The 14,858-nt window shown below is 64.1% G+C and carries 12 protein-coding genes; all 12 read right to left on the minus strand.

Translation table 11 applies throughout. The features are described from left to right. Nucleotides 1-62: 62 nt before the first annotated feature. The 12 genes from carB to ispC all read right to left on the minus strand — a co-directional run bounded on the left by carB (nt 63) and on the right by ispC (nt 14,857). Nucleotides 63-3,305, minus strand: a complete 3,243-nt coding sequence (carB, locus tag AC07NT_RS08765; RefSeq protein ID WP_498596841.1) for a carbamoyl-phosphate synthase large subunit — start codon at nt 3,303-3,305, stop codon at nt 63-65. Continuing rightward, a complete protein-coding gene (carA, locus tag AC07NT_RS08770) occupies nt 3,306-4,469 on the minus strand; it encodes a glutamine-hydrolyzing carbamoyl-phosphate synthase small subunit (protein WP_498596840.1) in 1,164 nt (387 codons plus the stop codon). It lies immediately after the preceding gene. A 198-nt stretch (nt 4,470-4,667) separates the two neighbouring features. After that, entirely contained in the window at nt 4,668-5,447 is a 780-nt protein-coding gene (locus tag AC07NT_RS08775; protein ID WP_498596839.1) for a TrmH family RNA methyltransferase, read from the minus strand. Continuing rightward, nucleotides 5,444-6,061, minus strand: a complete 618-nt coding sequence (gene rnhB, locus AC07NT_RS08780) for a ribonuclease HII (RefSeq protein WP_498596838.1) — start codon at nt 6,059-6,061, stop codon at nt 5,444-5,446. The genes AC07NT_RS08775 and rnhB overlap by 4 nt, the downstream gene beginning before the upstream one ends. After that, complete coding sequence (gene lpxB, locus AC07NT_RS08785; RefSeq protein WP_498596837.1) at nt 6,033-7,175, minus strand: lipid-A-disaccharide synthase; 1,143 nt, start codon at nt 7,173-7,175, stop codon at nt 6,033-6,035. Before lpxB ends, rnhB begins: the two co-directional genes overlap by 29 nt. Nucleotides 7,176-7,185: 10 nt before the next feature. After that, nucleotides 7,186-7,974 carry an acyl-ACP--UDP-N-acetylglucosamine O-acyltransferase gene (gene lpxA / locus AC07NT_RS08790; RefSeq protein WP_498596836.1) on the minus strand — a complete coding sequence of 263 codons (789 nt, stop codon included), beginning with the start codon at nt 7,972-7,974 and terminating at the stop codon, nt 7,186-7,188. 9 nt (nt 7,975-7,983) lie between these two features. Continuing rightward, nucleotides 7,984-8,421: a 3-hydroxyacyl-ACP dehydratase FabZ gene (fabZ, locus tag AC07NT_RS08795; protein ID WP_493034169.1), complete on the minus strand. Its 438-nt coding sequence runs from the start codon at nt 8,419-8,421 to the stop codon at nt 7,984-7,986. Between the two features lie 5 nt (nt 8,422-8,426). Further along, nucleotides 8,427-9,410, minus strand: coding sequence for a UDP-3-O-(3-hydroxymyristoyl)glucosamine N-acyltransferase (gene lpxD / locus AC07NT_RS08800; RefSeq protein ID WP_498596835.1), 984 nt, complete (start codon nt 9,408-9,410; stop codon nt 8,427-8,429). 31 nt (nt 9,411-9,441) lie between these two features. Beyond that, nucleotides 9,442-9,954: an OmpH/Skp family outer membrane protein gene (locus AC07NT_RS08805; protein ID WP_498596834.1), complete on the minus strand. Its 513-nt coding sequence runs from the start codon at nt 9,952-9,954 to the stop codon at nt 9,442-9,444. Next, nucleotides 9,954-12,245 (minus strand): outer membrane protein assembly factor BamA, encoded by a 2,292-nt coding sequence (gene bamA / locus AC07NT_RS08810; RefSeq protein WP_498596833.1) that lies wholly within the window; start codon nt 12,243-12,245, stop codon nt 9,954-9,956. The genes AC07NT_RS08805 and bamA overlap by 1 nt, the downstream gene beginning before the upstream one ends. Nucleotides 12,246-12,291: 46 nt before the next feature. After that, nucleotides 12,292-13,650, minus strand: coding sequence for an RIP metalloprotease RseP (gene rseP / locus AC07NT_RS08815; RefSeq protein ID WP_498596832.1), 1,359 nt, complete (start codon nt 13,648-13,650; stop codon nt 12,292-12,294). A gap of 16 nt (nt 13,651-13,666) precedes the next feature. After that, the gene (gene ispC, locus AC07NT_RS08820; protein ID WP_498596831.1) at nt 13,667-14,857 is read right to left on the minus strand and encodes a 1-deoxy-D-xylulose-5-phosphate reductoisomerase; all 1,191 of its coding nucleotides are present in this window, start codon (nt 14,855-14,857) and stop codon (nt 13,667-13,669) included. Nucleotide 14,858: the final 1 nt, after the last annotated feature.

The raw sequence follows: 14,858 nt of genomic DNA on the forward strand, positions 1-14,858 counted from the left end.
GGGTAAAAGTAAAGGGGGCAGACCGGCGCGTGGCGCGGGCCTGCCCCAGGGGGTTCGGAAGATTATGCCAGTTGGGCGTGCAGTTCCTGCACCGAATACACGTCCAGATTGTCCATGTACTTCATGCCTTCGACGGCCGCTTCGGCACCGGCGATGGTGGTGAAGGTGGTCACGCGGGCCAGCAGGGCCGAGGTGCGGATGTAGCGCGAATCGGCGATGGCGTTGCGGCGTTCTTCCACCGTGTTGATGACCAGGGCGATTTCCTCGTTCTTGATCATGTCCACGATGTTGGGACGGCCTTCGGTCACCTTGTTGACGATCTCGCAGACCAGACCGGCCGCCTCGATGGCGGCCGCCGTACCTTTGGTAGCCACCACGGTGAAGCCCATGGCGATCAGGCCACGGGCCACGGCCACGGCACGCGGCTTGTCGTTCTGCTTGACGGAGATGAAGGCCTTGCCCGACCTGGGCAGGCGGGTACCAGCACCGAGCTGCGACTTGACAAAGGCCTCGCCAAAGGTCTTGCCCACCCCCATCACTTCGCCGGTGGACTTCATCTCGGGGCCGAGGATGGTGTCCACACCGGGGAACTTGACGAAGGGGAACACGGCCTCTTTCACGCTGAAATAAGGCGGCGTCACTTCCTTGGTGATGCCTTGCGAGGCCAGGGTCTGGCCGGCCATGCAGCGTGCCGCCACCTTGGCCAGCTGGATGCCCGTGGCCTTGGAAACGTAGGGCACGGTACGCGAGGCGCGCGGGTTCACCTCCAGCACGAAGATCACGTCCTTGCCGTCCTGCTTCTGGATCGCGAACTGTACGTTCATCAGGCCAACCACGTGCAGGGCCCCTGCCATGGCGGCCGACTGGCGCTTGAGTTCATCCACCGTGGCCTTGGAGAGCGAGTACGGCGGCAGCGAGCAGGCGGAGTCGCCGCTGTGCACACCCGCCTGTTCGATGTGCTCCATCACGCCGCCGATGAAGGTCTTGCCTTCGGGATCGCGCAGGCAGTCCACGTCGCACTCGATGGCGTCGTTCAGGAAACGGTCCAGCAGCACCGGACTGTCGTTGCTGACCTTGACGGCCTCGCGCATGTAACGCTCCAGGTCGCGCTGCTCGTGCACGATCTCCATGGCGCGGCCACCCAGCACGTAGCTGGGACGCACCACCAGGGGGTACCCCAGGGTAGCGGCCTTCTCCAGCGCTTCCGGCTCGGTACGCGCGGTGGCATTGGGCGGCTGTTTCAGGTTCAAGGTGCGCAGCAGGGCCGAGAAACGCTCGCGGTCTTCGGCCGCATCGATCATGTCCGGACTGGTCCCGATGATCGGCACGCCTTCGGCCTCCAGGCCCAGCGCCAGCTTGAGCGGGGTCTGGCCGCCGTACTGCACGATCACGCCCGTCGGCTTTTCCTTGTCCACGATCTCGAGCACGTCTTCCAGCGTCAGTGGCTCGAAGTACAGGCGGTCCGAGGTGTCGTAGTCGGTGGACACGGTCTCGGGGTTGCAGTTGACCATGATGGTCTCGTAGCCGTCCTCGCGCATGGCGAGTGCGGCATGCACGCAGCAGTAGTCGAACTCGATGCCCTGGCCGATGCGGTTGGGGCCACCGCCCAGCACCATGATCTTTTTCTTGTTCGTCGGCTCGGCCTCGCACTCGTCCTCGTAGCTCGAGTACATGTAGGCGGTGTTGGTGGCGAACTCGGCGGCACAGGTGTCCACGCGTTTGTAGACCGGACGCACACCCAGCTTGCGACGGGTGTCGCGCAACTGCTTCTCCGTGGTCTTGAGCAACTTGGCCAAGCGGCGGTCCGAGAAGCCCTTTTTCTTTAGAGCGCGCAGCGTGACTGCATCCAGTGCAGCCAGGGCCTTGTCGCCCTTCTCGGCGGCCAGCTTGTCCAGGTCGAGTTCGATCTTGACGATCTCCTCGATCTGCACCAGGAACCACTTGTCGATCTTGGTCAGGTCATAGACCTCGTCCACCGACAGGCCCATGGCAAAGGCATCACCGACATACCAGATGCGCTCGGGGCCAGGCTCGCCCAGTTCCTTCTCCAGCACCTCACGGTCCTGGGTCTTCTCGTTCATGCCGTCGACGCCCACTTCCAGGCCGCGCAAGGCCTTCTGGAACGATTCCTGGAAGGTGCGGCCCATGGCCATCACTTCGCCCACCGACTTCATCTGCGTGGTCAGGCGGCTGTCGGCCGTGGGGAATTTCTCGAAGGCGAAACGCGGGATCTTGGTGACCACGTAGTCGATGCTGGGCTCGAAGCTGGCCGGCGTGGCGCCGCCAGTGATGTCGTTGCGCAGCTCGTCCAGGGTGTAGCCCACAGCCAGCTTGGCCGCGACCTTGGCGATCGGGAAACCCGTGGCCTTGGAAGCCAGCGCCGAAGAGCGGCTCACTCGTGGGTTCATCTCGATCACGATCATGCGCCCGTCCTTGGGGTTGATCGAGAACTGGACGTTGGAGCCGCCCGTATCCACACCGATTTCACGCAGCACCGCCAGCGAGGCATTGCGCATGATCTGGTATTCCTTGTCGGTCAGGGTCTGGGCCGGGGCCACGGTGATGGAGTCACCGGTATGCACACCCATGGGGTCCAGGTTCTCGATCGAGCAGACGATGATGCAGTTGTCGGCCTTGTCCCGAACGACTTCCATCTCGTACTCTTTCCAGCCCAGCAGCGACTCTTCAATGAGCAGCTCTTTGGTCGGAGAGGCCTCCAGGCCACGCTTGCAGATGACCTCGAACTCCTCGGGGTTGTAAGCGATGCCGCCGCCGGTTCCGCCCAGCGTGAAGCTGGGACGGATGACCGTGGGGAAGCCCACGGTCTTCTGCACAGCCCAGGCTTCTTCCATGCTGTGGGCGATGCCCGAACGTGCCGAGCCCAGGCCGATCTTTGTCATGGCCTGCTTGAACTTCTGGCGGTCTTCGGCTTTGTCGATGGCCTCGGGCGTGGCACCGATGAGCTCGACCTTGTATTTCTCGAGCACGCCGTGGTGCCACAGGTCCAGCGCGCAGTTCAGTGCGGTCTGGCCACCCATGGTGGGCAGGATGGCGTCGGGCTTTTCCTTGGCGATGATCTTCTCGACCGTCTGCCAGGTGATGGGCTCGATGTAGGTGACGTCGGCCGTCGCCGGGTCGGTCATGATCGTGGCCGGGTTGCTGTTGATCAGGATGACCTTGTAGCCCTCTTCGCGCAGGGCCTTGCAGGCCTGCACGCCGGAGTAATCGAACTCGCAGGCCTGGCCGATGATGATCGGACCGGCGCCGATGATCAGGATGCTCTTGATGTCTGAACGCTTGGGCATTTACTTCTTCTCCATCAGCGCCGTGAAGCGGTCGAACAGGTAGGCGATATCGTGCGGGCCGGGCGAGGCTTCCGGGTGGCCCTGGAAGCAGAAAGCCGGCTTGTCGGTGCGGGTCAGGCCCTGCAGCGTGCCGTCGAACAGGCTGACGTGCGTGGCGCGCAGATTCGCGGGCAGCGATTCCATCTCCACGGCAAAGCCGTGGTTCTGGCTGGTGATGCTCACACGGCCGTTGTCCAGGTCCTTGACCGGATGGTTGGCGCCGTGGTGGCTGTTCTGCATCTTGAAGGTCTTGGCGCCCGAGGCCAGGGCCATGATCTGGTGACCCAAGCAGATGCCGAAGGTCGGAATACCGGTCTCGATGATCTCGCGCACGGCGGTGATGGCGTAATCACAGGGCTCCGGGTCCCCCGGGCCGTTGGAGAGAAACACGCCGTCGGGCTTGAGCGCCAGCACGTCCTTGGCGGGCGTCTTGGCCGGCACCACGGTGAGCTTGCAACCCCGTTGGGCCAGCATGCGCAAGATGTTCTTCTTGACACCGTAGTCATAGGCCACGACGTGAAAGCGCGGGGTGGCCTGCTTGCCGTAGCCTGAACCCAGGGTCCATTCGGTCTGGTCCCAGGGATAGGGCTTGGCGGTGGTCACGACCTGGGCCAAGTCCAGGCCCTTCATGCTGGGCGCGGCCTTGGCGGCGGCCAGGGCTTCGTCGATACGGGCCTGGCTCACGGCCTCGCCGGCCTTGAGCGCAACGATGGCGCCGTTCTGCGCGCCCTTGCTGCGCAGCAGGCGCGTGAGCTTGCGGGTGTCGAGGTTGGCAATCGCCACGGTCTTCTCGCGCACCAGGTAATGGGAGAGTGTCTCGGTGCTGCGGAAGTTGGAGGCCAGCAGGGGCAGGTCCTTGATGATGAGACCGGCGGCATGGACTTTGTCGGCTTCGATGTCCTCGGTGTTGATGCCGTAGTTGCCGATGTGCGGATACGTGAGGGTCACGATCTGCCGGCAATAGCTCGGATCAGTGAGGATTTCCTGGTAGCCGGTCATGGCGGTGTTGAACACCACTTCGCCGACTGTGGTGCCGTTGGCACCGATGGAATTGCCGAGAAAGACCGTGCCGTCTGCGAGCGCCAGGATGGCGTGAGGGGTGGTTCCCTGGAGAGACAAAAGCACTGGGTACTCCGTTGGTTACGGGCGCGCCCACGCACTTACAGGAAACGGGTCCTGGCTGCTGCTTTTGAGAGGGATGTTCGGCCTGAAATGCGCTGGGGCGGCTGGATTTCTGAACAGTTCAAGATTATAGCTTAGGGCCGAGGTCCCCTCGCATTGCTCACCTTGAGCAGCCGCCTTGCAAGGGCGTGGAGAACCGGCTCAGACCGACGCGCCCGTCACGGCGCTGGCGTGCAGGCAGATGGCGGCGGCCGCGGCCACATTGAGCGACTCCTCGCCGCCGGGCTGGGCGATGCGCACGCAGAGCGCGGCACGCGACATCAGTTCAGCACCAACGCCCTGCCCTTCGTGGCCCAAAGCCCAGGCGCAAGGCCAGGGCAGTTTCTGTCGGTGGATCAGTTCACCCTGGTGCGAACTGGTCACGATGATGGGCACGGCCAGTTCATCGAGGACCACCGGCTCCACGCTCTCGACCAGACGCAGTGCGAAATGCGCGCCCATGCCGGCACGCAGCACCTTGGGGCTCCACAAAGCCGCCGTCCCCTTTATGGCGATCACCTGCTGGAAGCCGAAGGCCGCCGCACTGCGCAGGATGGACCCCACATTGCCGGCGTCCTGCACGCGGTCCAGAATGACGGAGGCCAGGCCGGACTGTAGCGCCGTGTCGGCCGGAAGGTCGAATGCAAAGCCCAGCCGGGAGGGTGATTCAAGGCCACTGATGCCGTCGAACAGTGCATCGGGCACCAGGATGGTCTTGGCCGCAGAGGCTCCGAACTCGGCCGCAAAAACTGGCCAGACCGATTCGGCGAACACCGCAATAGCCGGTTTTTGGGCGCGCAGCAAGGCAGCGCGACAGAGATGGTCCCCCTCGACCCAGAAGCGCCCGGTCTTGCGGTAGGCCGTGCCGTCCTGCACCAGCCGGCGCAGTTCCTTGAGCAGCGGGTTGTCGCGCGAGCTGATCAGTGTCGGCTGAGCACTCATCGCAAGACCTCCGTCACCGGGGCAAAAGTCTTGCGATGCTGCGGGCAGGCACCGTGCGCACGCAGCGCCGCCAGGTGCTCGGCCGTGCCGTAGCCCTTGTGTGCGGCAAAACCATACTGCGGGAACTCGCGGTCGTATTCGGCGCACCAGCGGTCGCGGTGTACCTTGGCCAGGATGGAAGCGGCCGAAATCGCGGGCACGGTTGCGTCTCCCTTGACGATGGCCTCGGCCAGCACATCCAGCACAGGCAGGCGGTTGCCGTCGACCAGCACCTTGGCCGGCTTGAGGCGCAGGCCCTCGACGGCTCGGCGCATGGCCAGCAGCGTGGCCTGCAGGATGTTGAGGCGGTCGATCTCCTCCACACTCGCCTCGGCAATGGAACAGCACAGGGCCTTGGCGCGGATCTCGTCGTAGAGCTTCTCGCGACGCAGGGCCGTGAGCTTCTTGGAGTCGGCCAGGCCCTGGATGGGATTCAGATCATCCAGGATCACGGCGGCCGCCACCACCGGGCCGGCCAGGGGGCCACGGCCGGCCTCATCCACCCCGGCGATCAGGCCCGGCGTGTCCCACATCAGCGCGGCCTGTTCAGCCTGCAAGAACTTGCGCGATCGCATCGGCAGCCAGTCTAGAGGTGTCGCGCTGCAGTTCGGCATGCAGCGCCATGAAAGTCTGCTCCAGGGCCGCGACGCGCTCGGGCGTGTCCAGCCACTGCAGCGTGGCCGCAGCCAGCTTCTCGGGCGTGGCTTCTTGCTGCAGCAGTTCGGGCACGACGAAGTCGCGGCACAGCACGTTGGGCAGGCCGACCCAAGGCTGCAGCTGCTTGCGTTTCATGATCTGGTAGGTCAACCAGTTCACGGCATAGGAAATCACCATGGGCCGCTTGAACAGGGCCGCCTCCAGCGTGGCCGTGCCACTGGCGATCAGGGTCACATCACAGGCTGCGAGCACGGTGTGCGACTGGCCGTCGAGAATGCGCAAGCGCCCTTCCATGCCCGCAGCGCGCGCGGCTTGCTCGATGCGCGCGCGCAGGGCGGGAATGGCTGGAACGAGGAACTGCAGCTGCGGCCGGTCCCGGTGCATCAGGGCTGCCGCACAAAAGAAGCGTTCTGCCAACTGCTTGATCTCGCCCGCGCGGCTGCCCGGCAGGATGGCCACGACCTGCGCATCGGTCGCCACGCCCAGCGAGACACGCGCGGCGGCGCGATCGGGCCGCAGGGGAATCACATTGGCCAAGGGATGGCCTACATAGGTAGCAGCGATGCCGTGCCGAGCCAGCAATTCCACTTCAAATGGGAAGATGCACAGCACATGGTCCACACTGTCCTTGATCTTGTGCACGCGCTCGGGACGCCAAGCCCAGATCGAGGGGCACACAAAGTGGACGGTGCGGATGCCCGCGGAGCGCAAATCGCGTTCGAGATCCAGATTGAAGTCAGGTGCGTCCACACCGATGAACACATCGGGCCGCTCCTGTAGCAGTCGCGTGCGGAGCTGGTCGCGGATGCCCACAAGCTCGCGGTAGTGGCGCAGCACTTCGACATAACCACTCACAGCCAGCTTCTCGCTAGGCCACCAGGCCTGGAATCCGCGCCGGACCATCTGCGGCCCGCCGATACCGAGAGACTGGGACTGGGGCCAGCGCGCCTGGACGCCATCAAGCAAGAGGCCAGCCAGCAAGTCCCCGGAGGTCTCGCCCGCCACCATCGCGACGCGCGGCTGGGACATCATGCGTGGTCTCTCAGCGGGCAATGCCGTTGGTGGCGTTGGCCAGGAAGGCGTCCATCAACGCCACGTCGCCTGCGGCTTCGGGCCAGGTCTGCGGCAATGCGATGATGGCTGTGCGCGCCTGCTCGACCGTGAGGTTCTGGCGGTACAGGATCTTGTGCATCTCGCGTATGGCGGCGATGCGCTGATCCGAAAAATCCCGGCGCCGCAAACCCACGAGGTTGACAGCACGTACGGTGAGCGGATTGCCATCCACCACCATGTACGGCGGGATGTCCTTGGCCACATGGCTGGCAAACCCGATCATGGTGTGAGGGCCGATGCGCATGCGTTGCAGAATGCCGGTGAGCCCGCCCACCGTGGCCCAGTCGCCGATCTCGACGTGTCCGGCCAAGGTGGCGTTGTTGGCCATGGTCACATGGTTGCCGACGACACAGTCGTGGGCAATGTGCACATAGGCCATGATCCAGTTGTCATCGCCGATGCGGGTATCGCTCTTGTCCTGTGCTGTGCCGATGTGAAAGCTGCAGAACTCCCGGATCGTGTTGCGGTCCCCGATGTGCAGCTCGCAAGGCTCATCCTTGTATTTCTTGTCCTGCGAGACGGAACCCAGCGAATTGAACTGGAAGATGCGGTTGTCCCTGCCTATGGTCGTGCGCCCTTCGATCAGGCAGTGCGGACCGATCACCGTACCGGCGCCCACCTTCACATGCGGTCCGATCACCGTGTAAGGACCGACCGCCACCGAGCTGTCAAGCTCGGCCTGGGGATCGACGATGGCCGTCGTATGGATCTGCGTCACGCTGCGCCCTCAACTGACCTTGCGCATGGTGCACAGGATGTCGGCCTCGACGGCGCGCTCGCCGTCCACACTGGCCCAGACTTTGAATTTGTAGATGCCGGCCTTGGAACGTTCCAGCTCGGCTTCAAGAATGAGCTGGTCGCCCGGCTCGACCGGGCGCTTGAAGCGCGCATTGTCGATGCCGGCAAAGTAGTACACCGTGTTCTCGTCGAGGGCATGACCCAGGGTTTCAAAGGACAGCAGGGCCGCCGTCTGGGCCAGGGCCTCGAGCATGAGCACGCCAGGCATGACGGGGCGGTTGGGGAAATGACCATTGAAGAAGTCTTCGTTGATCGTGACGTTCTTCACTGCCTTGATGCGCTTGCCCTTCTCGAGCTCCAGCACCCGGTCCACCAGCAGGATAGGGTAACGATGGGGCAGCAGCTTGAGGATCTTGTGGATGTCCATGGCGATCATTTTTTTGTTTCCTTGAGTTCTTTTTCCAGCGCGCGCACGCGCTCGCGCAATGTAGAGAGCTGCTTGAGTGTGGCCGCGTTCTTTTCCCAGGACGCATTGTCCTCCAGCGGATAGAAGCCGGTGTAGTGGCCCGGCTTGTTGAGCGAGCGCGTGACCAGGGAAAAGGAAGAGACGTTCACACCGTCTGCAATGGTCAGATGGCCCAGCACACCGGCACTGCCGCCGATGGTGCAGTTGGCACCGATGGTGGCGCTGCCGGCCACGCCGACACAGCCGGCCATGGCCGTGTTGCGGCCCACGCGCACGTTGTGACCGATCTGGATCAGGTTGTCGAGCTTGACCCCGTCCTCGATCACCGTGTCCGCCAGGGCACCGCGGTCGATGCAGGTGTTGGCGCCGATCTCGACATCATTGCCGATGCGCACCGCCCCCAGCTGCTCGATCTTGACCCAGGACTCGCCATCCTTGGCAAAGCCGAAGCCGTCGGCGCCTATCACTACGCCCGGGTGCAGGATGCAGCGCTCGCCGATCACGCAGTCCACACTGACTGTGACACGCGACTTGAGCACGCTGTGCGCACCCACACGGGCACCGCGTTCGACTACGCACAGGGGGCCGATTTCGGCCAGCGGGTCGATATGGGCATCGGGGTCAATCACTGCGCTCGGATGGATACGCGGACCGGCAGGCCGCTGGCGGGCCCGCTGCCAGAGCTGCGTCGCGCGGGCGAAATAGAGATAGGGGTTGTCGGCCACGATGCAGGCGCCACGCGCCTGGGCCTCGGCCCGCATCTGGGGCCCGACAATCACACAACCGGCGTCTGAGTCGGCCAGTTGCTGACGGTATTTGGGATTGCTGAGGAAGCTGAGGTGCCGGGGCCCGGCAGATTCGAGCGGGGCCAGGCCCTGGATTTCCAGCGCAGGATCGCCCAGCAACTCGCCTCCAAGCTGCTCGACGATGTTGCCTAGACGCAATGCCACACGCGATCTGCCCGCAAAGTGCCGTGCGACCTTATTTGGCCACCGTGGCGTTGAGGGCCTTGATCACCTTGTCGGTGATGTCGTGCCGCGGATTGACGTAGACCGCTTCCTGCAGGATCAGGTCGTATTTCTCGGCGTCGGCCACCTGCTTGACCACACGATTCGCGCGCTCGAAAACCTGCTGGAGTTCTTCGTTGCGACGGGCATTGACGTCTTCCTGGAATTCGCGGCGCTTGCGCTGGAAATCACGGTCCAGTTCAACCAGCTGCTTCTGGCGCGTTGCGCGCTGGCTTTCCGACAGGGTGGGCGCCTCGCGCTCGAGCTGGTCGGCCATGCCCTTGATGGAAGCCCCCTGGGATTGCAGTTCCTTCTCGCGCTTGGAGAACTCCTGCTCAAGCTTGGCCTGGGCATTCTTGGCCGGCACCGCTTCCTTGATGATGCGGTCCAGGCTGACGAACCCTAGCCGGAACTCCTGGGCCAGCGCCGGCATGGCCAGCAAACTCAGGCCCAGCAGCAAAATGGCAGGTCGGGTGTAGTACTTCATCAGAATGTGGTCCCAATCTGGAATTGCAGATATTGGATTCTATCGCCTTCAAAAGTCCGGATGGGCGTGGCCCAGGCCAGGCGCAACGGTCCCATGGGCGAGATCCAGCTGATGCCGATACCCGCCGAGGCCCGGAAATTGGCCGGATCAATCGGATCGTCCGGACCGTAGACGTTACCGGTATCGACAAAGCTGTACAGACGCAGGGTGCGGTCATTGCCGGCCCCCGGGAAAGGTGCCTGCAGTTCGAAGTTGAAATTGACCTTCTTCGGACCGCCGTAGGTCAGGCCCGTGGCCGCGTCGCGTGGCCCCAGACTGCCGGCCTCGAAGCCTCGCACCGAACCCAGACCGCCGCCATAGAAATTCTTGAACAGCGGATAGGGTCGACCATCCAGGCCCTGGCCCAGGGCCAGGTCGGTGTTGAAAGCCAAGGTATACCGCTTGGTCAGCGGCACGTAGTGCTGGTAGGCGTAGGTGCCGCGGATATAACGCACTTCGCCGAAGGTGCTCCACTCGGCCGTGGCACGCTGCAAGTTGCCGCTGCTGGGCACCAGCGCACTGTCGCGGTTGTCCCGGCCCCAGCCCAGGGTCAAGGGCACGGCCGTGCTGGCGTAGCCAAACTGGTCGGCATAGTTCTGGTAGGCCACCGGCAGGTAGGTGCCCGGCAGGATCGTGGTGCGCTCGACACCGGCCCCCAGATAGACCGTGTCACGCTCGGTGAAGGGAATGCCGAATCGTATGCTGCTGCCCACGGTTTCCAGCGCGTAGGTGTCTTCGTAGTAGTAGGGGCGTGAGACTCGCTGGTACAGATCGATGGTGCGTGAAACCCCATCCTGAGTGAAATAGGGGTCGGTCGTATTGATCACGATGACGCGGTTGATCCGGCTGGTGTTGAGTTGCAGGCCGAGCGAGTGGCCCGTGCCGAAAGCATTCTGTTGGTTGATACCGAAAGTCAGCCCCAGGCCTTCGTTGCTGGAAAAGCCGGCACCCAGAGTCACGCTACCGGTTGCACGCTCAACCACCTTGACGGTCAGGTCCACCTGGTCGGCCGTGCCCGGCACCTCGGTGGTCTCCATGGTCACCTCGCCAAAATAACCCAGGCGATCGACCCGGTTGCGCGACAGGCGGATCTTGTCGCTGTCGTACCAGGACGACTCGAACTGGCGGAATTCGCGGCGGATCACCTCGTCACGCGTGCGATTGTTGCCGACCACATTGATACGACGCACATAGGCTCTACGCGAGGGCTCGGCCTGCAGCACCAGTGTCACCCGGTTGTTTCGGCGATCGATGTCGGGCACGGACTGCACACGCGCAAAGGCATACCCGAAGCGGCCGAAATGATCGGTAAAGGCCTTGGTGGTCTCGGCCACCCGGTCGGCGTTGTAGGCCTCGCCGGGGCGGATCGTGATCATGGCCTTGAACTCGTCCTCACGTCCGAGGTAGTTGCCAGCCAGGCGGACACCGGCCACCACAAAACGCTCACCTTCGGTGATGTTCAGGGTAATGGACATGTCCTGCTTGTTCGGGGCAATCGCCACCTGCGTCGAATCGACCTGGAATTCCAGGTAACCGCGCGCCAGATAGTAGGAACGCAGCGTCTCGGTATCCGCATTGAGCTTCGCCCGCGAATAGCGGTTGGACTTGGTGTACCAGCTCATCCAGTTGCCGGTGTCCAGGTCAAAAAGGTTGCGCAGCGTGGACTCGGAGAACGCCTTGTTGCCGACGATACGGATCTCGCTGATCTTGGCGGGCTCGCCTTCATTGACGGTAAAGGCCAGGCTCACGCGGTTGCGCTCGACCGGCGTCACCGTGGTCACCACCTCGGCTGCATAAAGGCTCTTGTTGATGTACTGGCGCTTGAGCTCCTGCTCGGCACGGTCCAGCAGGGCCTTGTCGAAAGGCCGCCCCTCGGCCAGACCGATGTCTTTCAGCGCCTTGGTCAGCGCATCCTTGTCGAATTCGCGGGTCCCGATGAACTCCACACTGGCCACGCTGGGTCGCTCCTCGACGGCCACCACCAGCACATCGGCCTTGATCTCCAGCCGCACATCGGTGAACAGGCCCAGGGCGAACAGGGCCCGGATCGAGGCCGCGCCCTTCTCGTCGTTGTAGGTGTCGCCCACACGCAGCGGCATGGAGGCAAAGACGGTGCCGGGCTCGACACGCTGCAAACCCTCGACCTGGATATCACGGATCTTGAAAGGTTCGGCAGCCCAGGCTATGGGTACGGCCAGCAACAGAGCGGCCAGCAGGGAAGCGGCGCGCAGGCTATATCGTTTGAATTGCATCGGTCAAATTGAAATGTGGCTAGTCACACCGCTTTAGGCAGGTGGCTCAGCCCAGGAGACGGGCCAGGTCATTGAACAGCGCGATCGACATCATGAGCGCCAGCACGGCGACGCCGGCACGCTGCAGGCGCTCGAGCCAGACCTCCGACACGGGCCGGCCTGTGACACCTTCCCAAAGATAATACATCAGGTGTCCGCCATCGAGCACCGGCAATGGCAGCAGGTTGAGTACACCCAGGCTCACGCTGATCAAGGCCAGGAATATCAGGTAGGACGTCAGTCCCAGGCTGGCCGAACGTCCAGCGTAGTCCGCAATGGTCAGCGGACCGCTGAGGTTCTTCAGCGAGGCTTCGCCGATCACCATGCGCCCGAGGGTGCGCAGGGTCAGCACCGAAACCTCCCAGGTCTTCGCCATGCCCTGCCAGACACCCTCGACCGCACCATACTGCACAGTCACCATCTCGGGCGGCACGCCAACGTAGGCACCGATGCGGCCGACGAACACCCCGCCCTGCTCTTGCAGCTCGGGGGTCACATCCAGCTGGATGACGGCGCCCTGGCGTTCGATGCGCCAGCTCTTCGTGAGTGCCTTGCCCTCCAGCACCGAAGCGCGTATCAGTTCGCGCAACTGGCGGCCGTCCACCACAGTGGTGTCACCCAGGCTCAGCACCAAGTCACCGGGGCGCAAGCCGGCACGCTCCGCAGGGCTGCCCGAAGTGATCTCTCCGATCTCAGGACGGCTCATCGGCGCGACGATGCCGATCTGCTCAAACAGACGGGCATCGGCATCGCGCGCCTGCATGACCGACAGGGGCAGCAGCACTTCGGCCGCACGCCCACGTGCGTCGGCCAGGGACAGGCGCACATCACGCCCTTCCAGGGCTCCCCGCGTGAGCAACCACCGCACGTCCTCGAAGGAGCTCATGGCCTGCAGCTCGCTGCCTTCAAAACCGGCACGCTCGACCCGTTCACCCCCTACCAGCCCGGCGCGCTCGGCGATGGAATCGGGCGCCGGTCGTCCCAGCACGGGGCTGGCCATCTGTACCCCGCTCCAGTTGACCGCTGCATACAGCAGCACAGCCAGCAAAAGATTGGCGAGCGGGCCGGCCGCAACGATGAGCGCACGCGAACGCAAGGGCTGGGTGTTGAAGGCCAGATGGCGCTCAGCTGGATCCACCGGGGCCTCGCGCTCGTCCAGCATGCGCACATAGCCCCCCAAGGGGAAAGCCCCCAGCACGAACTCGGTCGGCGACCCCTTGGGCTGCCAGCGCAGCAGGGTGCGGCCAAAGCCGACGGAAAAGCGCAGCACCTTGACGCCGCAGGCCACCGCCATGCGGTAATGGCCGTACTCATGGATGGCGATCAGCAGGCCGAGGGCCACGATGAAGGCGATGACGGTCAGCATGTCGGTCCTTGGCAATTCAGGCGCTCAGCCCGCGCACGCACCGCTGCGCCGCCGCGCGCGACAGCGCGTCCAGTGCCAGCAGGTCATCCAGCGCGTGCGGCGCTGCCGGCACAACGGCTTCCAGGGTGCCCAGGTTGACCGCATGGATCTGGTCGAAACGAATGCGCCGCTCCAGGAAGGCGGCCACCGCTACCTCGTTGGCCGCGTTGAGCACGGCGGTCGTGCCCGCCGGTCCGCGCATGGCCTCCCAAGCCAGACCGATGCCGGGAAAACGCTGTCCGTGGCCGGGCGCATCCATGGGCTCGAAGGTCATGGCCGCCAGCTTGTGGAAGTCCAGCGCCGCGGCGCCCGATGTCATGCGCTCGGGCCAGGACAGGCCATAGGCGATGGGCACCCGCATATCGGGTGTGCCCAGCTGCGCCACCACCGAGTGGTCGCTGTACTGCACCATGGAATGGATCACGCTCTGCGGGTGGATCACCACTTCCAGCCGCTCGGGCGGAAGGCCAAAGAGGTAACGCGCCTCGATCACCTCCAGAGCCTTGTTCATCATGGTGGCCGAATCGACGGAAATCTTGCGTCCCATGACCCAGTTCGGATGGGCACAGGCCTGTTCGGGCGTGACCTCGCGCAGGGTCTGCGGATCCCGCGTGCGGAACGGTCCACCGGACGCTGTGAGGATGATCCGATCCACGCGCTGCGCCCAGGTGGACGGGTCTTCGGGCAGAGACTGGAAGATGGCCGAGTGCTCGCTGTCGATCGGCAGCAGCGTGGCACCACCCGTGCGCACCGTCTGCATGAAAAAATCGCCGCCCACCACCAGCGCTTCCTTGTTGGCGAGCAGCAGGCGCTTGCCTGCACGCGCCGCCGCCAGGCAGGGCGCGAGACCAGCGGCACCAACGATGGCCGCCATCACAGCATCCACTTCCTCGTGCCCTGCCACCTCGACGATCCCTGCCGCGCCGCCAAGCACCTCGGTCCTGGCGCCGGCTGCCGCGAGGCGTTCGGAGAGTTGCGTCGCATGGCTGGCGCTGGCCATGACGGCATAACGCGGCTGGAACTGCATGCATTGCTGCAGCAAGAGATCCACCTGGGTGGCCGCGGTCAGGGCAAAAACTTCAAAGCGGTCCGGATGGCGCGCCAGCACATCCAGCGTGCTCGTGCCGATGGAGCCGGTGGACCCGAGTATCGCAATGCGCTGTTTCATC

This window comes from Hylemonella sp. GW821-FHT10B10, from assembly GCF_059415585.1.